Raw genomic sequence first — 20,220 nt, 5'->3', positions numbered from 1 at the left:
GATGTCGCAGATACCGCTGTCCGATCTCAATGTCGCGAGCTTCGACGATTTCGTCGCAGTACTTGAAAACGTGGTCGAGTACTCGCCTTGGATTGCCCAAGAAGCCGCGGCGCGCCGTCCGTTTGCCGGCATCAATCCACTGCTCGACGCGATCAAGGCGGCGATCGCGAGCGCTGAGCCCGAGGTGCAACTGGCGCTGATACGTGCGCACCCCGACCTTGCCAACAAGACTCAGCGCGCAGCGGGACTCACGCCTGACTCGAGTGCTGAGCAGAATAGCGCCGGCCTCGACCGTCTGTCGAACGCCGAATACGCGGCCTTCGAGCGGGCGAACAATGCATATCGCGAAAAATTTGGTATCCCCTATATCGTCTGCGCGCGCCGGCATACCAGGGATTCCATCCTGCGGGACTTCGAGGCGCGGCTGCAGAACATCGCCAAGACCGAGACACGCCGCGCGCTTGAGGAAATCTCTCGTATCGCTGCTCTGCGTCTCGATCAGCTCGTCATCGCCGATGACAAGCTCAAGGTGCACGGCCGGCTTTCGACCCATGTACTGGACAATCACGCCGGCAAGCCCGCGCCGGGTATTCCGGTCGAGCTGGTCGAGCTCGCCGCGCTCGGGGAAAGCCGCGTCATCGCGCGCACCGTCACCAACGCAGACGGCCGCACCGACCAGCCGCTGATCGGCGGCCGCCCGCTGCCGATCGGCCGCTACGAGCTCCGGTTTAGCGTGGCCAAATATTACGCCGAGCGCAACGTGCAGCTCTCCGACCCGCCGTTCCTCGACGAGATCCCGCTACGCTTTGCGATCAGCGAGCCGGAAAGCCACTACCACGTGCCGCTGCTGGTCACGCCGTGGAGCTATTCGACCTATCGCGGCAGTTAAACATGTTGCGCGGATGAGGCGACCGCTGCTGCATCCGCTTCCGCCGCTGCGCCGCCGCTCAACCCGTTGAAGAAGGCGTTGAGCAGCACCGAGACGATTGCACACAGCAGGATGCCGGACTCCAGCAGCGGCTGCAGATCATGCGGCAAATTCCTGAAGAAGCCGGGTGCGGCGAGCGGGATCAGGCCGAAGCCGATCGAGATCGCGACGATGAAGAGATTGTCGCGATTGGTGCGGAAGTCGACCGAGGTGAGGATACGTGCGCCTGTCGCCGCGACCATGCCGAACATCACGAGGCCGGCGCCGCCGAGCACGACCAGCGGCACGGCCTCGACCAATGCGGCGAGCTTCGGCAACAGGCCGACCACGAGCATGATGCAGCCGCCCGTGACCGTCACCCATCGCGAACGCACGCCCGTGACCGAGACGAGACCGACATTCTGCGAGAACGACGTGTACGGGAAGGTGTTGAAGATGCCGCCGAGCAGCGTGCCGACGCCGTCGGCGCGCAGGCCTCGGCTCAGGGCTTCGCGGTCGACCGTCTTGCCGGTGATGTCGCCGAGCGCCAGGAACATGCCGAGTGATTCGATCATCACCACGATCATGACGACGCACATGGTGATAACTGGTACCAGATGGAATTGCGGCATGCCGAAGCGGAACGGGATCACGACCGCGCCCCAGGAGGCCGCAGCGACCTTGTCGAAATGCATCACGCCCAGAATGGTCGCGAGCACGGCGCCGGCGATGATGCCAAGCAGCACGGCGACGTTGGCGAGGAAGCCGGTGCCCCATTTGATCAAGCCGAGAATGAACAGCAGCACGAACAGCGAGATGCCGAGCCCCTGCAACTGTCCGTAGGCCGGATTGGGAAAGCTGCCGGCGACGCCGTCGACCACCTTCGTCAGCGTCGGCAGGCCGCCGCCGGCCCAGTTGATGCCGACCCGCATCAGGGAGATGCCGATGACGAGAATGATGCTGCCGGTGACGACGGGCGGGAACAGCGGTAGCAGCCGGCTGACGAACGGCGCCGCGACGATGCCGAACAGGCCGGCGGCGATCACTGAACCGTAGATGCCGAGCAGGCCGATCTCAGGTGAAGCCGCCATCGACAGCATCGGACCGACGGATGCGAACGTCACGCCCATCATCACAGGCAGGCGGATGCCGACACCGGGAAGACCGAGGCATTGCACCAGCGTCGCAAGTCCGCAGGCGAACAGGTCGGCGCTGATCAGGAAGGCGACATCCTCCGGCGGCAGCTTCAGCGCGCGCCCGATGATCAGGGGCACCGCGACCGCGCCGGCATACATCACCAGCACATGCTGAAGCCCGAGCGCCAGCAGGCGCGGGACCGGCAAGACCTCGTCGACGGGATGCACTTCGCTGCTCATGGATCAATCCCCCGAAATATGCCTATCCAAACTTATCGTGCAGCGCCGGAAACAACCGGTCCGGCTTGAAGGGCGGCGCAGTGAAGCGGATGCCGGTGGCGTCCGCGATCGCGTTGCCGAGCGCGGCGGCGACCGGATTGTACGGACTCTCGCTCATCGACTTCGCCCCCAGCGGGCCGATCGTGTCGGAGGTCTCGGCGAAGAAGACCTCGGTGCGGGGCACATCGGCGAAGGAGGGCAGGTGGTAGTCTCGGAATTTGGGGTTGGCGACGCGGCCATCCGCATCGATCACCATCTCCTCGTAGAGCGCGGCACCGAGCGCCTGCGCGACACCGCCTTCGACCTGACCACGGCACTGCATGGGATTGGCGACGACGCCGGCGTCCGCTGCATGCACGCTCCTGAGAATCCGGAGCTCGCCAGTGGCCTTGTTCACGGCGACGCGAAAACCCTGCACGTTGAAGCCGACCGAACGCGGCGTGCCGCCGGAATTGCCGGCGCCTGCGAACGGCTGTCCGCGTTCGCGCGCGAGCCTCGCCAGCTCCACAAAGGACATGCGCCGCACGCCACTGACGACGGCTTCGCTATCGAGCGTGCAACTGCCGACGTCGCAGAGCCATGCGCCGGCGGCGGCCGCCTTCAGCTCGGTCGCAAGCTGCATGGCTGCGGCATGCGTCGCCTTGCCTGCCACGAACATGCCGGCGCTGCCATAGGCGCCGGTGTCGTGGCCGCCATGGGCGGTGTCGGATTGGCGCAGGCGAATGCGGTCGACGGTGGTCGCAAGCGTGGTTGCCGCGATCTGCCGGTGCACGGTGCTGGTGCCGTTGCCGAATTCGGCGGTGCCGACGGTGAGATCGAAGCTGGCGTCGTCGTTGAGCGTGACCATCGCATCCGCGAGATGGCCCGCCGGGGGCACCGTGTCGATCATGGTCAGCGCGACGCCGTCGCCGATCAGCCACTCCGGCGATAGGTCCGGCTGTGGACCATCAGCCTGCATCGCGCGCTCGACGAGGTCGAGGCACTGGTCGAGCCCGTAGGAGCCGTAGTGCACGTCGTGGAATTCCGACGGCGGCGGCGACACCATGGGATCGCCGGGCTTGACGACGTTGCGCCGGCGCATCTCGTAAGGGTTGATGCCGAGCTGCTTGGCCAATTCGTCGATCGCGGCCTCGACCGCGATGAGTGTTTGCGGCAGACCATAACCGCGAAACGCGCCTGCCGGCACCGTATTGGTGTAGACCGCGTAGCCGTCGACCCGCTTGTTCGGGCAATTGTAGACGCTGATGGATTCGGCCAGCGAGTGGAACATCACTGGGCCGGCGTGATTGCCGTAGGCGCCGGTGTTGGAGAGCACGTCGAGCTGGAGCGCCGTGAGCTTGCCGTTCGCGTCGGCACCGGCCCTGACGTGGACCCGCATCGGATGCCGCGTCGAGGTTGCGATGAACTGCTCCTCGCGGGTGAGCTCCAGCTTCACCGGCCGTCCGGTCTTGAGCGCGGCGAGCGCCAGAATGTCTTCGACGAACATCTCCTGCTTGCCACCAAAGCCGCCGCCGACGCGCTCGCAGAAGACGCGGACCTTGTCCATGGGAAGCTCGAAGATATCAGACAGCGCGCGTCGGGTCAGGAACGGCACCTGCGTCGAGGTGCGGACATTGAGCACGCCGGAAGCATCGAGCCAGGCGAGGCCGCCATGAGTTTCCAAAGCGGCATGCTGCACACGGTGACTATGGAAGGTGCCCTCGAAGGTGGCGGCGGATGTCGCGAGCGCAGCCGCCACGTCGCCGAATTCGCCATGCGTCTCCGCAGCGAGGTTGCGCTGGGCATAGGCGATGCGGTTCGCGGTGGTGCGATCGGGATGAATGACGGGCGCGCCGGGCGCCATCGCCTGCTCCGGATCGACCAGCGCGGGCAAAATCTCGTAACTGACCTTCAGCCGGCGGCATGCGTCCTCGGCCGCGGCTTCGCTGTCTGCGACCACGGCGGCGACCTTCTGGCCGATGAAGCGGACGATGTCGTCGAGAACACGGGTATCCTCGGGATCCATCCAGTCCTTCTCATGCCGCGCGGTCGACATCAGAGTGGTTGGCGCATCCTCATGCGTCAGTACCGCGTGCACGCCGGGAACGCTCAGCGCTTCCGACTTGTCGATCGCGACGATCCTCGCGTGGGCGTGCGGCGAACGGAGCAGCTTGATATGCAGCAGGCCGTCGATCTGCGTGTCGAACGTGTAGCGCGCCTTGCCGCGCACGACATCGGGGCCAGCTGGCGCCGGCAGGCTGCGGCCGAATGCGGCGCCGGCTTCGACGCCCGCCTCGACATTGGTCTTGCCGAGCAGCGCGTCCTCGATCGCGCGATAGCCGGTGCAGCGGCAGATATTGCCCTTCAGCGCGACGCCGAGATCGGTGCGCTGCGCCTGGTTCAGCGAGGTGCAGGTCAGGATCATGCCGGCGGTGCAAAAGCCGCATTGAAAGCCCTGCGCATCGAGGAAAGCCTGCTGCATCGGATGCGCGCCGCTGTCACCGCCGAGGCCTTCGATCGTCGTGACCGCGCGCCCGTCGGCGCGGAACGCCGGGATCAGACAGCTATGCACCGGCTCGCCGTCCAGCAGCACGGTGCAGGCGCCGCAATCGCCGGCGTCGCAGCCCTTCTTCACGCCGAAATGGCCGAGCTCGCGCAGAAACGTGCGCAGGCACTGGCCGGCGCGCGGCTCCTGTGGAAACGTCGTGCCATTAACCTCGAAGCTCATGCCGGCGGTGCTCCGAGGAGTTCGTCGCGGATCTCTTCGGCGAGCCGCAGTGTCATGTGCTTGCGCCAGAGCGGCTTACCGTGGATGTCGGTATGGTAGAGATCGTCCGTGATCTGCTGCGCGATGGAATCGCGAAGCGCTTTCGTGTCGGGGACCTCGCGAAAGGACAACCGGATCGGCCGCACCGTCGAGGCGGTGACCGTGAGCGTCAGCGTGCCATCGGCATCCAGACTGCCGATCAGGAGCGCCGCCGAGCGGCCGACCGGCGCCAGCGAGATCTGGCGGAAGGCCGTACGATGTTTCAACGCGGCGATCGGAATATCGATCTGCCGGAGCAGGTCCCCCGGCGCCAGACGGTTGAGCTGGTTGCCGGTGACGAAGTCGAAGACGGGCATCACCTGTTCGCCGCCGTCGGCCTTCCAGATGGTGCAGACGCCGTCCAGCGCAGCGGTGAGCGAGATCATCGGTCCCGCCGGAAGCGACATGCAGAGATTGCCGCCGACTGTCGCCGTCTTCCAGATCTTGAACGAAGCCAGGAAGGCGCGGCAGCACTGGTTGATCAGCGGCGCCGCGAACCAGTCGGGTGGGCAGGCGAATCCATCGAGCTGCGCAACTGTGCAGGTGGCCGCGATGCTGAAATGGCTCTCGGTGACCGTCAGCGCCGGCCACTTGAGGTCGGTGAGATCGATGAGCCGAGTCAGGTGAACTTGCGGCTCCGAGAACAGCCAGGTGCCGCCCGCGAGCCAAGCATCACCTGGCGTCCAAACGGGCAGCTGCGCGCGCGTTTGCGGATGGGCGACCGCTGTGATGGTATTCAAGTCCATGGCGACGCCAACGCTTCCAACGAGTGAATCGAACCAGGAGAAAGTCTTGCAAGACGAGCGCCAAGTCGCAACAACAAGTCGCAGCAAAAGTGCAATCAGGCCGGCCCCTGCCTTGCAGGTCTGTCGTCGGCGGATGTGAGGAGGAGCAGGTTGATGAGCGACGCAAAGCCGATCTGGATCAGGGATCCCCTGGCTATCCTCGCCGATGGCGCCGAGCGCGGGATCGTGGTGAGAGGCGGCCGGATCGTCGAGCTGGTGCCGGCCGGCGCTGCGCCTGCAACCGCTGACGTCGCGGTGTTCGATGCTGGCGACCACGTCGTGCTGCCGGGCCTCATCAACACCCATCACCATTTCTACCAGACGCTGACGCGGGCGCTGCCGGCGGCGATGGACCGCGAGCTGTTTCCCTGGCTCCAGGCGCTCTATCCGGTGTGGGCGAAGCTGACGGCTGAAGCTCTCGAGCTCGGCGTCACCGTGGCGATGTCCGAACTGTTGCTGTCGGGCTGCACCACCACGACGGATCATCACTATGTTTTTCCGGCGGGGCTCGAAGACGCCGTCGATATCGAGGTGGCGGTGGCCAGGCGGCTCGGCGTGCGCGTGCTGCTCACGCGCGGCTCGATGAACCTGTCGCAGCGCGACGGCGGTCTGCCGCCCGATAGCGTCGTGCAGGATGAGGACACCATCCTCGCCGACAGCGCGCGTGTGGTCGCCAGGCACCACCAGCGCGGCGCGGATGCGATGGTGCAGATCGCGCTCGCACCTTGCTCGCCGTTCTCGGTGACGACGTCCCTGATGCGCGCCACCGCCGATCTCGCAGACAAGCTCGATGTGCGCCTGCATACCCATCTGGCCGAGACCGAGGACGAGAACAAATTCTGCCAGGAGATGTATGGCTGCCGTCCGCTCGACTATCTCGAACAATGCGGCTGGCTCAATGCGCGGACGTGGCTCGCCCATGGCATCTTCTTCAATGCAGACGAGATGAAGCGGCTCGGCAAGGCGAAGACGACGATCAGTCATTGCGCCTGCAGCAACCAGCTTCTGGCCTCCGGCTGCTGCCCCGTCTGCGAAATGGAGGAGGCCGGTGTGGGCATCGGCATCGGCGTCGATGGCTCGGCCTCGAACGATGGATCGAACCTGATGCAGGAGGTCCGGGCTGCGTTCCTGCTACAGCGGGCGCGCTACGGGGTGACGAAGGTCAGTCATAAGGATGCGCTGCGCTGGGCCACCAAGGGCTCGGCGGCCTGCGTCGGTCGACCGGAACTCGGTGAGATCGCCGTCGGCAAGGCGGCCGATCTCGCGCTGTTCCGGCTCGACGAGCTACGCTTCTCCGGCCATGGCGATCCCCTGGCCGCGGTCGTCCTGTGCGGGGCCCACCGGGCCGATCGGGTCATGGTGGCGGGGAAATGGGCCGTGATCGACGGAGCGATCCCGGGCCTGGATGTCGCCGATCTGATCAGCCGCCACAGTTCCGCGGCGCGGGCGATGCAGGCGGGATAATCAGCAAAATAGAAAGAGGGGGCGACCACAAGTGCCGGGTGCTTCTGGCCACCCCCTCCAAACCTCCTCCGGGAGGAGCAGGTGATTTAGGCAAAGCAAGAAGCGTGCTACTTGCCCGGCAGCTTGTCGTCGATGCCTTTGACATAGAAATTCATGCCGAGGATCTGGCCGTCGTCGAGATTGGCGCCGCCCTTGCACTCGACAGGCTTGCCGTCCTGCCCAAGGACCGGGCACTTGAACGGATGCAGCTTGCCCGCGGTGATCGCGGCCTGGGCATCCTCGGCGATCTTCTTCACGTCGTCAGGCATGTTGGTGTAAGGTGCCATCGCGAACATGTGGCTGTCGAGGCCGCCCCAGCTGTCCTCGGATTTCCAGGTTCCGTCGAGCTCGGCCTTGACCCGGGCGATGTAGTAGGGACCCCAGGTATCGAGGATCGAGGTCAGCTGGGTCTTCGGCCCGAACTTGATCATCTCGGAATCCTGGCCGAAGGCGAGCTTGCCGCGTTCGCTGGCGATCTGCATTGCCGCGGGCGAATCCGTGTGCTGCATGATCACATCCGCGCCCTGGTCGATCAGCGCCTTGGCGGCGTCGGCCTCCTTGCCCGGGTCGAACCAGGTGTTGGCCCAGATGATCTTGACCTTGATGTTCGGGTTGATGGTCTGCGCGGCGAGGATCGTCGCGTTGATGCCGGAGACGACCTCGGGAATCGGGAACGAGCCGATATAGCCGAGCACGCCGGACTTCGACATCTTGGCCGCGATCAGGCCCTGGATGTAACGGCCCTGGAACCATTTGGCCGAATAGGTCGACATGTTCGGGTTGCGCTTGTATCCGGTCGCGTGCTCGAAATGCACGTTCGGATATTTCTTCGCGACCTTCAGCGTCGGATCCATGTAGCCGAACGAGGTGGTGAAGATCAGCTTGTTGCCGGCGCGGACGAGCTGCTCGATGGAGCGTTCGGCGTCGGGGCCCTCAGGCACGTTTTCGAGAAAAGTGGTCTCGATCTTGTCGCCGAGCTCCTTCACCAGGGCCTGGCGCGCCAGCTCATGCTGATAGGTCCAGCCGAGGTCACCGACCGGGCCGAGGTAGATAAATCCGACTTTCAGCTTGTCGGCGGCGGAGGCTGCACTGACGCTCCCGGCAAGCAAGAGCCCGGCAGTCAGCGCAAGAAGTGATTTCCTCATCATCAATCTCCAAACATCAGGGGAAAGCCACGATCCGCAACGTGCGCGCCCCATCGCGCCCGCCCCGGAAATGAAACGCTAGCGGTCAGGCACGAACACGGTGCCAAGCGCAGCCGGTGCGGTGGATCCGCCCGTGCGCGCGCGGGAGAGCAGGACCAGGACGATGACAGTCGCAAGGTAAGGCAGCGCCGACATCAACTGCGAGGGAATGCCGACGCCCCAGCCCTGCGCGTGCAGCTGCAGGATCGTCACCGCGCCGAATAGATACGCGCCGACCACGAGGCGGCCCGGCCGCCAGGACGAGAACACCACCAGCGCCAGCGCGATCCAGCCGCGGCCTGCGGTCATGCCCGGAATGAAGAACGGCGTATAGGCGAGCGGCAGATAAGCGCCGGCAAGTCCGGCGCAGGCGCCGCCGAACATCACGGCGAAGGTGCGGATGCGCAGCACGGGGTAGCCGAGTGCATGCGCAGACACGTGGTTGTCGCCGCAGGAGCGCAGGATCAATCCTGGCCGCGTGCGGTACAGGAACCACCAGACGCCGGCGACCAGCGCCAGCGAGAAATAGACGAAGGCGTCCTCGCCGAACAACACGCGGCCGACCAGCGGAATATCCGTGAGGCCGGGAATGTTGAGATGCAGCGCCGGCGTGATGCGCTCGCCGACGAAACCGGCGCCGATCAGGCCGGAGAGTCCGACGCCCAGGATGGTCAGCGCCAGCCCTGTCGCAACCTGGTTGACCGCAAGCCCGAGCGCCATCAGCGCGAAGACCAGTGACATCAAGGTGCCAGCGACGATCCCGAACAGTGCGCCAATAAAGATCGAGCCGGTCAGCCAAGCACCTGCAAAGCCACACGCGGCGCCGACGATCATCATGCCCTCGACGCCGAGATTGAGCACGCCGGATCGTTCGGTCACGAGCTCGCCGGTCGCCGCGATCAGGAGCGGCGTCGAGGCGGCGAGCACCGCGAGGACGATGGCTTCAATGAGTTCCACGAGCCACCTGTCGGTTCGGGAAAACCAGCTTGAAGCGGTAGAGAATGAGGGAATCGCAGGCGAGCACGTAGAACAGCAGGATGCCTTGAAAAACTTTGGTGACGTCCAACGGGATCTTCATCGCGATCTGCGCCTGCTCGCCGCCGATAAAGGTCAACGCGAGAAAAAGGCCTGCAATTAATATTCCAAGCGGGTTCAGCCGGCCGAGAAAGGCGACGATGATCGCGGTAAAACCGTAACCCGGCGAGATGCCGGGCTGGAGATGCCCGACCGGACCCGCGACCTCGATGATGCCGGCGAGACCCGCCAGCGCGCCCGAGACGGCGAAGGTCAGGATGACCAACTGGTTGGAATTGAAGCCGCCGAACCGCGCGGCGCGGGGCGCCGCACCGACCACGCGAATCTCGAATCCCTTGATCGTTCGCCCGAGCAGGATCGCCACCGCCGCGACGACAAGAAGGGCGATGATGGAGCCAAGATGCAGCCGGCCGCCTTCGATCAGCAGCGGCACCGTTGCGACCGGATCGAACTCGGCGGTGGTCGGGAAGTTGAAACCGTGCGGATCGCGCCAGGGGCCGCGCACGAGATAGTCGAGGAAGAGATCGGCGACATAGACCAGCATCAGGCTGGTCAGGATCTCGCTGGCGCCGAACTTCACCTTGCAGATTGCCGGGATCAGCGCGTAGAGCGCGCCTGCGGCAGCGGCGAGCACCAGCATGACCGGCAGCACCCAGATGCCAGCGTCGGTGCCCTGCGTCTTCACCGCAATCCAGCTTCCGGCGACCGCGCCGATCAGGAACTGCCCTTCGGCGCCGATGTTCCAGGCATTGGCGAGATAGCAGAGCGACAGCCCGATCGCGATCATCACCAGCGGTGTCGCCTTCACCGCGATTTCCTGGAGCGAATAGCTGTCGGTCAAAGGCGCGATGAAATACGCGTGCAGCGCGAGCAGCGGATTCTTGCCAAGGATCGCGAACAGGATGACCATGGTCACGATCGTGAGGCCGATCGCGATCAGCGGAGAGATCAGCGCGATCGTGTTGGAGCGCTCGGCGCGCTTCTCAAGCACCAACTGCATGCGCGGCCTCCCTCGGCTCCAGCGTGCTGCCGCCCATCAACAGGCCGAGTTTTTCGCGCGTCGCCTCGCTGGTGGCGAGCGGTGCGGACAGATGGCCATGGAACATCACCGCGATGCGGTCGGCGATTTCCGCGAGTTCGTCGAGGTCCTGGCTGGTCACGAGCACGGCGGCGCCTGCGGTTGCGAGATCAAGCAGCGCCTGGCGGATGACGGCGGCCGCACCGGCGTCGACGCCCCAGGTCGGTTGGCTCACCACCAGCACCGCGGGATTGCGCAGGATCTCGCGTCCCACGATGAATTTTTGCAAATTGCCGCCGGAGAGGGATGCTGCTTCCGGATCGCGCTTGGCCTTGCGGACGTCGAAGGTCTCGGTTGCGCGGTCGACCGTCTTCAGGGTGGCCGCAGTATCGATGAAGCCGTGATGGACCATGCCGCTGGCGGCGTGCCCGGTGAGCAGCGCATTCTCCGAAAGTTTCATGCGCGGCGCGGTGCCGTGGCCGAGCCGCTCCTCGGGAACGAAAGCCGCGCCGAGCTTGCGGCGCTGCGTGATCGAGAGATGGCCGGCAGCAAGGCCTTCGATCACGATCGTCCCGGGATCCTTCGACAGGCGTTCGCCGGACAGTGCGGCGAACAATTCGTCCTGGCCGTTGCCGGCGACCCCGGCAATGCCGAGGATCTCGCCGCCTTTCAGCTCGAACGAGATGTGCTCGAGCCGCACGCCGTGGGCCTCGCCGGGGGCGAGTGAGAGGTCGTTGACGACGAGGCGCGGCACGGTGGTCTGCCGGCCGGCGGCGGCCTTCACTTCCTTGATCTCGCCGCCGACCATCATGCGCGCGAGCGATGCGGCGGTCTCAAGCCTTGGATTGCAGGTCTCCACCTTCTTACCGCCGCGCAGGATCGTTGCGGTGTCGCACAGGCGCTTCACCTCTTCGAGCTTGTGGCTGATATAGAGGATGGCGCGACCTTCGGCCTTGAGCCGCTCCAGCACGACGAAGAGCTGGTCGGCTTCCTGTGGCGTCAGCACCGCGGTGGGCTCGTCAAGGATCAGGAATTGCGGATCCTGCATCAGCGCGCGGACGATCTCGATGCGCTGGCGCTCGCCGACCGACAATTGCCAGACCTCGCGTTTAGGATCGAGCGGCAGACCATAAGTCTTCGACACCTGCTCAAGCCGCGCCGACATATCCTTGAAAGATTCTTTCCCGTCGAGGCCGAGCGCAACGTTCTCGGCGACAGTGAGATTGTCGAACAACGAGAAATGCTGGAACACCATGCCGATGCCGCGGCTGCGCGCCTCCGAGGGACCGGACAGCACGATCGGCTGGCCCTGCCAACAAATCTGGCCGGCGCTGGGCTGGATCAGCCCGTAAATCGCCTTGACCAGCGTCGACTTGCCGGCACCGTTCTCGCCCAGCAGCGCGTGGATTTCCGTTGGCCAGATATCGATGTCGATGGCGTCGTTGGCGAGGAAATCCCCATAGCGCTTGGTAAGCCCGATCGTCCTGAGGAGCGGGGACTCGCCGGAATGTAGGCCGTTAGTCGTTGAGTCCAACATTCGCTGATGCGCTTGCATGGGGAGAAGTGCCTCAATACTGAGCTAGTTTGAACCGCCGCGTAAGGTGTGAAAAAGCGTCATCCCTTGCTCAACGCTTCGGCAGCACGAGGTGTCGGCGAGTCGCGGCTCTCGCCAGTGGCGATCGTCCTCAGATACCTTCCGAGCAGCCTTGGCAGTCACGGCTTGCGTGTAACGCCTGTTGCAAATTTGTGACGGCTCAAGCCAAATCGGAACCCGCTATGCAGGCTTGGCGTGAAGTTGAGCAGAGACGCGCCATCGAGCGTATGCATTTGCGAACACCTCGACAGTGGCTCCCGCCCATCTTGTCTGCATTGTCCGGCCGACATGAAAAGGCGAGCGAAATCAAATGGGAATATCCGGCAATGGCCACTCTCGCCCGACGGCGTGGCGGTGACTTTGGCCTTCCAAATCCGCCGGTGAAACGCAGCGCCCTGTGCAAACAAGCGGCATACCTTGAAACAAGTTGAGGCTTCTCACTCCGGGAGATCGGCGCAAGTGTCGCACCCAAGGGACGTTCATTTTTACGTGTCCAAACTTGGGGGTATTCAGGATGTCGTTTCGTTTCAAGGCAATTGCAGCAGGCGCGCTGTCACTTGCTACGGTTGCTACCAGTGGCCTGGCGCAGGCGGCGGATCTGCCGGTGAAGGCTGCCAAGAAAGCGGCCGACCTTCCGTTCTTCCTGGTGATCGACGACCGCGTCACCTTCTCCTATATCTTCAATGCCTCGCAGCCCGGTGCGTTCACCAACACCAACGGCGTGATCAACGCCAAGACGACGAAGCAGGTCTACTCCTTCACCCACTTCGATGCCTGGACCTACGGCACCAATTTCTTCACCATCTCGATGTTCAAGTCGGACCACAACGATCCGGCAGGCCCGTGTACCGCCACAGGCGTGGTCGTTTCGCCGGCTGCGGGCTTCGCAGCGACGCCGACGAGCTGTGCCGGCGCGACAGAAATCTACGGCCTTTTCCGCTCGACCTTCGGCTGGAACGAGATCTTCAACACCAAGGCCTTCACGCAGGGCCCGCTGCATAACATCTCGTTCGAGGTTGGCATGGATGCCAACACGGAGAACCGGTATTTCGGCGCCGCCAAGCGCGACGTCGTCGCCGGTCTGCAGTTCGCCTTCGATCTTCCCTATAAGGGCTACTTCAACGTCGCGCCGCTCGTGTACTGGGAGTTCGCCAACCACAACTCCTTCTCGCAGTGCGGCGCCGGTTGGTCCGCTCCGTGTATTGCCGACGGCAACACGTCGTTCAAGCCGACCTGGGCGATCGAAACCAACTACTATATGGACCTCGGCTTCCTGCCGCAGAACATGCAGTATTTCTCGATCAGCGGCCGCGCGGCGTGGTACGGCAAGAAGGGCACCGACACTGAGCCGCTTCCCGCCAGCGTCGCCAACGGCGTCTATCCCACCAAGGTCGAGTTCAACTCCGAGCCGATCCGCCTGACCCTCGATGCTTCGAAGGCGGTTTGGGGTGAGAAGTACTCGCACTTCGTGGACGTCTGGGTCGCCTACCGCTATTGGCAGAACAAGTTCGGCCTCGATCACAACAACGCCGTGGCCTGCACCACCCTGGCCGGTGGCGCGAGGGTGAGCACCGGCTCCTGCACCGAGTCCTCGCTCTACTCCGGTGTCACTGTGAAGTTCTAGCCACCTGACACGCTTCAGGTGAACGACGATGGCGCCGCGTCAAACCTCCGCGGCGTCATCTTCGTTTGTGGGTAGGAACGTAGGGGATGAGCCGTCGGCGCGCTCTACGAAATTGAATTGGTGTTTGCTACTTCGTCCACACGCCATCGTGCAGCGCTTCGGCCTCGTCTTCGAGCAGCGGCCCCGCAACCTCTGTCGGCCGCTGGCCACTGGCAAAGACCTCGCGACAGGGCAGGTCGAGCGTCGGGTTCTCCGGATGATCGCCGGTGATGCCGCGCAGGCGGTGCTCGCTGAGCCCATAGACGATACGACCGATGCCGGCCCAGTAGATCGCGCCGGCGCACATCGCGCAGGGCTCGGCGGAGGAATAGAGCGTGGCCTTCGCCAACACCTCGCGTCCGAGCGTGCGGCAGGCCTGCGTGGCGGCGAGGCGCTCGGCATGCGCGGTGCCGTCGTGATCCGGCATGTAGCCGTTCTCGGCCTCGATCAGCACCTTGCCTTCAGCATCGACGACGATGCAACCGAAGGGATGATTGCCGTGGGTGAGGGAACGGCGGGCGACCGCAAACGAAAGGCGGAGGAAGTGCTCGTCGCGCTCGGACCCGCCGCTCATCGCTCTTCCCTGGTCAATGCCCCGCCATATGCCGGCCGACAACGGTCAGATCGGCTTCGCTGGTCCGTGCTTCATACACGAATTCGCCGTGGAACATCACCACCAGCCGATCGGAGAGTTCAAGGAGTTCGTCGAGGTCCTCGCTGACCAACAGCACCGCGGCGCCGCGGTTACGCGCGGCCATGATCTCGGCATGGATTTGCGCCACCGCTGCGAAATCGAGCCCGAAACAGGGATTGGCTGCGATCAGCACCTCGACGTCGCCGCCGAGCTCGCGGGCCAGCACGGCGCGCTGGACATTGCCGCCCGACAATGCCGAGATCGGCGTGTCAGGCGTGCGGGTCTTGATCTTGTACTGGGCGATCTTCTTCCCGGCGTCGACGCGGAAGGCGCCGCGGTTGAGCCACCAGCCGCCGCTTGCGAAGGGCGCGCGGTCGAACTCGCGGAAGGCGATGTTGTCGGCAACGCTCATGCCGCCGACACAAGCGTTCTTCAGCGGCTCCTCCGGCAGGAGTGACATATTGTGCCGCCGCATCTCCTCGCGGCTGGCGTGATAGGGGGCGCCCGCGACGCGGATCTCGCCACTCTCGGCTGCGCGCTGCCCGGCCAACACCTCGACGAGCTGGCGCTGGCCGTTGCCCGAGACGCCGGCAATGCCGACGATCTCGCCGGCACGGACAGTGAGGGAGACGTCGTGCACGGCGATGGCGCCGGCGTCGTCGAGCGCGCGCATCTTTGCCAGCTCCAGCCTCGCCTTGCCGGCCTCGCCGGTGCGCGGCGGCTGTACCGTCAGCTCCTCGGCGCCGATCATGGTGCGCGCCATCGCGTCCGGCGTCAGTTCGGAAACCTTGCCGGCGCCAGCGAGCTTGCCGCGTCGAAGGATCGTGACGTCGTCGGCGAAGGCCATGACCTCGCGGAACTTGTGCGTGATCATCAGGATGGTCAGCTCGCCCTTGACGACCATGTCGCGGAGCATGCCGAGCACTTCGTCTGCTTCCGCCGGGGTCAGAACCGAAGTCGGCTCGTCCAGGATCAGGAAGCGGCGCTTCAGGTAGAGCTGCTTGAGGATCTCGCACTTCTGCCGTTCACCGGCCGAGATGTCGGAGACTTTTGCGCTGAGCGGGACCTTGAACGGCATACGCGCGAGAAAGGTCTCGAGCTCCTTCATCTCTTTCGGCCAGTTCACGACAGCCGGCACGTCGTCGCGCGCCAGTACCAGATTTTCGGCGACCGTCATCGCCGGCACCAGCGTGAAATGCTGGTAGACCATGCCGAGGCCGAGTGCGTGGGCGTCCTTCGGATTGCCGATCGCCTGCTCGCGCCCCCCGACGAGGATGTCGCCTTCGGTGGCGTGATAGTAGCCCATGATGCATTTGACGAGGGTCGACTTGCCGGCGCCGTTCTCGCCGAGCAGCGCATGGAACGAACCCGGCCGCACTTTCAGCGCGACATTGTCCAGCGCCAGGAAATCACCGAAGCGCATGGTCATGGCGATGGCATCGATGCCGAAGGCGCCCGAGGGCGGCGGCGTTTCGCCGACGATCACGAAATCGCTCCGATGAAAGCGTCGGAGGTCGAGACCGCACCGAACACGCCGCCCTGCATCTTGATCATCTTCAGCGCGTGCTCGTGATTGCTCTTGTCGGTCGCACCGCAGCAGTCATGCAACAGCACGCATTCGAAGCCGCGGTCGTTGGCCTCGCGCATGGTGGTGTGAACGCAAACGTCGGTGGTGATCCCGGTGAGCACGATGTTCTCGATGCCGCGCACGCGCAGGATCAGCTCCAGATCGGTGGCGCAGAACGAGCCCTTGCCGGGCTTGTCGATGATCGGTTCGCCGGGCAGCGGCGCGAGCTCCGGGATGATGTCCCAGCCGGGCTCGCCGCGCACCAGGATGCGGCCGCACGGGCCGGGATCGCCAATGCCGGCGCCGATCTGCCGGGAACGCCAGCGCTTGTTGGCGGGCAGATCCGAGAGATCGGGACGGTGGCCTTCGCGGGTATGGATGATGTGAAAGCCTTGGACGCGCATAGCTGTCAGCAATTTCTTGATCGGCTCGATCGGCGCCCGCGTTAGGGACAGGTCATAGCCCATCTTGTCGACATAGCCGCCGACGCCGCAGAAATCGGTCTGCATGTCGATGATGATGAGCGCGGTGTTCTCGGGGCGGAGATCGCCGTTATAGGGCCAGGCATACGGATCGGACTTGATGGTGCGCTCGGGCATGGTTTGCTTCCTAGCGGGTGATCGACAATTCGGCCGGGGCTCCGGTCAGCGTGCGTTTCGGCGAGCAGGTGATGATCATGATCGCCAGCGTCAGGATGTAGGGTGCGGCGTTGAAGAGGTGGTAGCCGGAGGTGACGCCGACCGATTGCAGCGCCGGGCCCAGTGCTGCAGCACCGCCAAAGGCGAGCGAGGCCCACAGACACAGCATCGGGTCCCAGCGCGCGAAGATCACGAGCGCCACGGCCGTGATGCCCTGGCCCGAGGACAGGCCCTCGTTCCAGCTTCCGGGATAGAACAGCGACAGGAACGAACCGCCGATGCCGGCGAGGAAGCCGCCGACCATGGTCGCGCGCAGGCGGATCAGCAGCACGGAGTGGCCCATCGCACGCGCAGCGTCCGAACTCTCGCCGGCGGTGCGGATCAGGAGGCCCCAGCGCGTGGTCCGGAAGGCCCAGTAGAGAATTGGCGCGAGCGCGACGCCGATCAGGAACAGCACGTTGACCCGTAGGGCCGCCCGTACCTGCGGAATGTCGCTCCACCAGCCGAAATCGATTGCGGGCAGTCGAGGCGCTGTCGGCTCGATCAACGGTTTGCCGAGATAGAAAGCTAGGCCGGTGCCGAACAGCATCAGCGCGATGCCGACCGCAATGTCGTTGACGCGCGGCAGTGAGCAGATGCCGGCATGCAGGGCGCCCAGAAGCGCGCCGGTAATGCCAGCGGCGAGCACGCCCAGCCACGGCGATCCCGTGAGGTAGGAAATGCCGTAGGCGCTCATCGCGCCCATCACCAGCGTGCCCTCGAGGCCGAGATTGATGCGGCCGGAGCGCTCGGTGATGCATTCGCCCAGGCTCACGAACAGGAACGGCGTCGAGACGCGAATGGCGCCGCCGAGCACGGCGAGTGGGACGGTCCAGAGTCCGATCGAGCCGTCTGCCATCTCAGGACTTTCCCTTCAGAAACCCGATGCGGCCATAGAGCGCATCGCTGGCCAGCACGAAGACGAAGATGATGCCTTGCAGCACCAGCACGGATGCATCCGGCAATCCGAGGCGGCGCTGCAACAGCCCGCCGCTGGCGCTGATACCCCCGAGCAGGATCGCGACGGGGATAATGGCGAGCGGATTTTGCCGCGCCAGGAAGGCGACGAGAATCCCTGTGAAGCCGTAGCCTGCGGCGAGATTGGCATTGGTGCGCCCCTGCACCGCGGCGACCTCGACCATGCCGGCAAGGCCCGCAGCACCGCCGGCGAGGAAGCAGATGGTCAGGATCAGCTTGCTGACATTGAGACCGACGATCTTCGCAGCGCGGATGTTGCCGCCGGCAACGCGCGCGGCGAAGCCGAACACGGTGTGATAGATCAGGATATAGGCGGCAATCGCGGCGATCAGGCCGAATACGAGACCCCAATGCACGTCGATGCCGGGGATCGATCCGATCATGTTGGCCGCGCCGATCTCGCGGGTCGACGGCTTGTTGAGGCTGGCGGGGTCGCGCATCGCGCCTTCGACGAGATGGTTGAGGACCGCGAGCGCGATGTAGACGAGCAACAGGCTCGATATCGTCTCGTTGACGCCGCGATATTGCCGCAGCGCGCCCGAAAGCATGACCCACAGGCCACCGCCGATCACGCCGCCGACGACCATGGCGATCTGAACGATCAGCGGCGGCATGCCCTGAAGCACCAGTGCTGCGCTGGTTGCCGACAGCGCGCCGATCAGGAGTGCGCCTTCGCCGCCGATGATGACCATGCCGAGCTGCGCAGGCAGCGCCGTGCAGAGCGCGGTGAGGATCAGCGGCGCCGCGCGCGTCAGCGTGTTCTGCCATGAGAACCAGGTGCCGAACGCGCCGTAGTACATGTAGAAATAGAGGTCGAGCGGGTTCTTGCCGAACATCGCGACGAAGATGCCGAAGACCACGAGCGCGGCGGCCAGCGCCGCGCCCGGGATCAGGATATATTCGATCGCTCCGCCGTGACGCTGGAGGAATCCCGGATCGGCGGCCGGGGCAACTGTCCCGACCGCTTCAACGGGATCCGCAGCTTCCGCCGTCACGAAGTCGCCCCGACCACGCCCTCCACGAGATAGTCCATCTTCTCGAGTTCGGGGTCCTTCTGGCCGCGATCGGTGCCGGCCGCGATCACCGTCTTGCCCTTGTTGTCGACCAGCCCTCCCTTGAAGATGGCGTAGCCGTCACCGGACAAGAACTTGGCCTTGACGTCGTCGGCGTGCTTGCGCGCCTCGGCGGAGACCGCTTCGCCATAGGGCGAGGTCTTGACGATCTCTTCCTTGAGGCCGCCGCGATAGAAGTTCGGGATGCTCTCGCCGGCGGCGATCATCTTGACGAATTTGGGGTACAGCGCTTCCCAGTTCCACTCGGCGCCCGTGAGATACGCCTTCGGCGCGAGCGGCGACTGGTTGACGTGATAGCCGCACACCATGGCGCCCCGACGCGCGGCGTTCTCGACCATGGTCTTCGGACCGTCGACATGGCAAGTGAGGACGTCGACGCCCTGATCGATCAGGCTGTTGGTGGCCTCGGCTTCCTTGACCGGCATCGACCAGTCACCGGTGAAGATGACCTGCGTGGTGGCCTTGGGATTGGCAAGCCTCGCGCCGAGCGCGAATGCGTTGATGTTGCGCAGCACTTGCGGGATCGGCTTGGCGGCGACGAAGCCGAGCTTGCCGCTCTTGGAGCTATAGCCGGCGACGATGCCCGAGATGTACTGGGCTTCATCGATATAGCCGAAATAGCTGCCGGCGTTCTTCGGGTCCTTGTCGCTCCACAGGCCGCCACAATGCTCGAAGTGCAGCTTCGGGAATTTGTTGGCCATCTTGACCATGTGCGGATTGTAGTAACCGAACGAGGTCGGGAAGAGCAGGGTGGCGCCGTCGAGATTGATCATCGACTCCATCGTCTTCTCGACCGCGTCGGTCTCGGGCACCTTCTCTTCTTCCACGACCTTGAGGCCGGGAATCTTCTTCAGCGCGGCCGCGCCCTGGGCATGCGCCTGGTTGTAGCCATAGTCGTCGCGCGAGCCGACATAGATGAACCCGATGGTCGTCTCGGCCGCAAAGGCCGGGCGGGCGCCGGCCGCCGCGCCGAGCGTGAGGGCCGCACCGCCCTGCAACAAATGACGTCGTGAGATCCTGCCAAATTCCATTGCTTGCTCCCCTTGGCGGATGCACCGCCTCATCTCGCGCTGCGCCGGTCTGGCGGAGCCCGGGATCAATTGTCGCAAGCTTCGTGCCAGAGGCTATTGAGAGAGCATTTCCGAATAAGTCGTTGAAAATATATTGTTATTTCATGTGTTCCGAACCTGAGCATGAAAGCAGCAGATGAAATTATAGGCATTATTTTATAGTTGTATGCAATGGAGTTAAGCAGGTCTTACCCGGCTTGAACATGTGCATGACGAGGGCCGGGCGGTCTGCCGGCGGCGGCATTCCATGCTAACCACGCGCTGCTTGGACCGGCGTCGGCAGCGTGATTTCGCTGGCACCGAACTTGAATCGATTGCCGCCAGGACCGCCG

Annotated in this window: 16 protein-coding genes; 3 read left to right on the top strand and 13 right to left on the bottom strand. The window is 64.5% G+C overall.

Translation table 11 applies throughout. From position 1 onward, the window contains the following. Window position 1 precedes the first annotated feature (1 nt). A complete protein-coding gene (gene uraD, locus ABIB80_RS35335; protein ID WP_354129192.1) occupies window positions 2-889 on the top strand; it encodes a 2-oxo-4-hydroxy-4-carboxy-5-ureidoimidazoline decarboxylase in 888 nt (295 codons plus the stop codon). Here the strand turns inward: uraD and ABIB80_RS35330 are convergent. From ABIB80_RS35330 to ABIB80_RS35320, 3 genes are read right to left on the bottom strand one after another with little or no spacing between them, the layout of a single operon-like run. Continuing rightward, complete coding sequence (locus ABIB80_RS35330) at window positions 886-2,283, bottom strand: nucleobase:cation symporter-2 family protein (protein WP_354129191.1); 1,398 nt, start codon at window positions 2,281-2,283, stop codon at window positions 886-888. The two genes, uraD and ABIB80_RS35330, sit on opposite strands and share 4 nt — an antisense overlap. 22 nt (window positions 2,284-2,305) lie before the next feature. Further along, a complete protein-coding gene (locus ABIB80_RS35325; RefSeq protein WP_354129190.1) occupies window positions 2,306-5,029 on the bottom strand; it encodes a molybdopterin-dependent oxidoreductase in 2,724 nt (907 codons plus the stop codon). After that, window positions 5,026-5,853 (bottom strand): FAD binding domain-containing protein, encoded by an 828-nt coding sequence (locus ABIB80_RS35320; protein ID WP_354129189.1) that lies wholly within the window; start codon window positions 5,851-5,853, stop codon window positions 5,026-5,028. Before ABIB80_RS35320 ends, ABIB80_RS35325 begins: the two co-directional genes overlap by 4 nt. Before the next feature lie 153 nt (window positions 5,854-6,006). Here ABIB80_RS35320 and ABIB80_RS35315 point away from each other — a divergent pair, with 153 nt between their 5' ends. Further along, window positions 6,007-7,356 (top strand): 8-oxoguanine deaminase, encoded by a 1,350-nt coding sequence (locus ABIB80_RS35315; RefSeq protein ID WP_354129188.1) that lies wholly within the window; start codon window positions 6,007-6,009, stop codon window positions 7,354-7,356. 107 nt (window positions 7,357-7,463) lie between these two features. Here the strand turns inward: ABIB80_RS35315 and ABIB80_RS35310 are convergent, their stop codons facing one another. The 4 genes from ABIB80_RS35310 to ABIB80_RS35295 all read right to left on the bottom strand — a co-directional run bounded on the left by ABIB80_RS35310 (window position 7,464) and on the right by ABIB80_RS35295 (window position 12,169). Further along, window positions 7,464-8,540 carry a BMP family ABC transporter substrate-binding protein gene (locus tag ABIB80_RS35310; RefSeq protein ID WP_007601459.1) on the bottom strand — a complete coding sequence of 359 codons (1,077 nt, stop codon included), beginning with the start codon at window positions 8,538-8,540 and terminating at the stop codon, window positions 7,464-7,466. A gap of 78 nt (window positions 8,541-8,618) precedes the next feature. Then, window positions 8,619-9,536, bottom strand: coding sequence for an ABC transporter permease (locus ABIB80_RS35305; RefSeq protein WP_007601460.1), 918 nt, complete (start codon window positions 9,534-9,536; stop codon window positions 8,619-8,621). Further along, window positions 9,523-10,614: an ABC transporter permease gene (locus ABIB80_RS35300; RefSeq protein ID WP_007601462.1), complete on the bottom strand. Its 1,092-nt coding sequence runs from the start codon at window positions 10,612-10,614 to the stop codon at window positions 9,523-9,525. Before ABIB80_RS35300 ends, ABIB80_RS35305 begins: the two co-directional genes overlap by 14 nt. Next, on the bottom strand, window positions 10,598-12,169 hold the full coding sequence (locus ABIB80_RS35295; RefSeq protein ID WP_354129187.1) for an ABC transporter ATP-binding protein: 1,572 nt from the start codon (window positions 12,167-12,169) through the stop codon (window positions 10,598-10,600). Before ABIB80_RS35295 ends, ABIB80_RS35300 begins: the two co-directional genes overlap by 17 nt. 571 nt (window positions 12,170-12,740) lie before the next feature. Here ABIB80_RS35295 and ABIB80_RS35290 point away from each other — a divergent pair. Next, window positions 12,741-13,850, top strand: a complete 1,110-nt coding sequence (locus ABIB80_RS35290) for a hypothetical protein (protein WP_007601464.1) — start codon at window positions 12,741-12,743, stop codon at window positions 13,848-13,850. Between the two features lie 127 nt (window positions 13,851-13,977). Here the strand turns inward: ABIB80_RS35290 and ABIB80_RS35285 are convergent, their stop codons facing one another. Genes ABIB80_RS35285 through ABIB80_RS35260 form a run of 6 tightly spaced genes read right to left on the bottom strand, consistent with a single transcriptional unit; the run spans window position 13,978 to window position 19,849 of the window. Further along, entirely contained in the window at window positions 13,978-14,463 is a 486-nt protein-coding gene (locus ABIB80_RS35285) for a nucleoside deaminase (RefSeq protein ID WP_354129186.1), read from the bottom strand. Between the two features lie 13 nt (window positions 14,464-14,476). Beyond that, window positions 14,477-16,009, bottom strand: a complete 1,533-nt coding sequence (locus tag ABIB80_RS35280) for an ABC transporter ATP-binding protein (protein WP_354129185.1) — start codon at window positions 16,007-16,009, stop codon at window positions 14,477-14,479. Continuing rightward, window positions 16,006-16,689, bottom strand: coding sequence for a biuret amidohydrolase (gene biuH / locus ABIB80_RS35275; protein ID WP_354129184.1), 684 nt, complete (start codon window positions 16,687-16,689; stop codon window positions 16,006-16,008). Before biuH ends, ABIB80_RS35280 begins: the two co-directional genes overlap by 4 nt. Window positions 16,690-16,699: 10 nt before the next feature. Next, window positions 16,700-17,626 carry an ABC transporter permease gene (locus tag ABIB80_RS35270; RefSeq protein ID WP_282524256.1) on the bottom strand — a complete coding sequence of 309 codons (927 nt, stop codon included), beginning with the start codon at window positions 17,624-17,626 and terminating at the stop codon, window positions 16,700-16,702. Window position 17,627: 1 nt separating this feature from the next. After that, window positions 17,628-18,740, bottom strand: coding sequence for an ABC transporter permease (locus tag ABIB80_RS35265; RefSeq protein WP_354129183.1), 1,113 nt, complete (start codon window positions 18,738-18,740; stop codon window positions 17,628-17,630). Further along, window positions 18,737-19,849 carry a BMP family ABC transporter substrate-binding protein gene (locus tag ABIB80_RS35260; RefSeq protein ID WP_354129182.1) on the bottom strand — a complete coding sequence of 371 codons (1,113 nt, stop codon included), beginning with the start codon at window positions 19,847-19,849 and terminating at the stop codon, window positions 18,737-18,739. Before ABIB80_RS35260 ends, ABIB80_RS35265 begins: the two co-directional genes overlap by 4 nt. Window positions 19,850-20,220 lie beyond the last annotated feature (371 nt).

Source organism: Bradyrhizobium sp. i1.15.2 (genome assembly GCF_040548425.1).
Classification (GTDB): Bacteria; Pseudomonadota; Alphaproteobacteria; order Rhizobiales; family Xanthobacteraceae; genus Bradyrhizobium; species Bradyrhizobium canariense.
The sequence above is the reverse complement of the archived record's forward strand: the minus strand, read 5'-3'. Positions and strand labels throughout refer to the sequence as shown.

Coding starts and splice junctions, on each gene's coding strand:
- uraD (WP_354129192.1), top strand. CDS start 2: ATGTCGCAGATACCGCTGTCCGATCTCAATGTCGCGAGCTTCGACGAT.
- ABIB80_RS35325 (WP_354129190.1), bottom strand. CDS start 5,029: ATGAGCTTCGAGGTTAATGGCACGACGTTTCCACAGGAGCCGCGCGCC.
- ABIB80_RS35310 (WP_007601459.1), bottom strand. CDS start 8,540: ATGAGGAAATCACTTCTTGCGCTGACTGCCGGGCTCTTGCTTGCCGGG.
- ABIB80_RS35290 (WP_007601464.1), top strand. CDS start 12,741: ATGTCGTTTCGTTTCAAGGCAATTGCAGCAGGCGCGCTGTCACTTGCT.
- ABIB80_RS35285 (WP_354129186.1), bottom strand. CDS start 14,463: ATGAGCGGCGGGTCCGAGCGCGACGAGCACTTCCTCCGCCTTTCGTTT.
- ABIB80_RS35300 (WP_007601462.1), bottom strand. CDS start 10,614: ATGCAGTTGGTGCTTGAGAAGCGCGCCGAGCGCTCCAACACGATCGCG.
- biuH (WP_354129184.1), bottom strand. CDS start 16,689: ATGCCCGAGCGCACCATCAAGTCCGATCCGTATGCCTGGCCCTATAAC.
- ABIB80_RS35260 (WP_354129182.1), bottom strand. CDS start 19,849: ATGGAATTTGGCAGGATCTCACGACGTCATTTGTTGCAGGGCGGTGCG.
- ABIB80_RS35330 (WP_354129191.1), bottom strand. CDS start 2,283: ATGAGCAGCGAAGTGCATCCCGTCGACGAGGTCTTGCCGGTCCCGCGC.
- ABIB80_RS35320 (WP_354129189.1), bottom strand. CDS start 5,853: ATGGACTTGAATACCATCACAGCGGTCGCCCATCCGCAAACGCGCGCG.
- ABIB80_RS35295 (WP_354129187.1), bottom strand. CDS start 12,169: ATGTTGGACTCAACGACTAACGGCCTACATTCCGGCGAGTCCCCGCTC.
- ABIB80_RS35270 (WP_282524256.1), bottom strand. CDS start 17,626: ATGGCAGACGGCTCGATCGGACTCTGGACCGTCCCACTCGCCGTGCTC.
- ABIB80_RS35315 (WP_354129188.1), top strand. CDS start 6,007: ATGAGCGACGCAAAGCCGATCTGGATCAGGGATCCCCTGGCTATCCTC.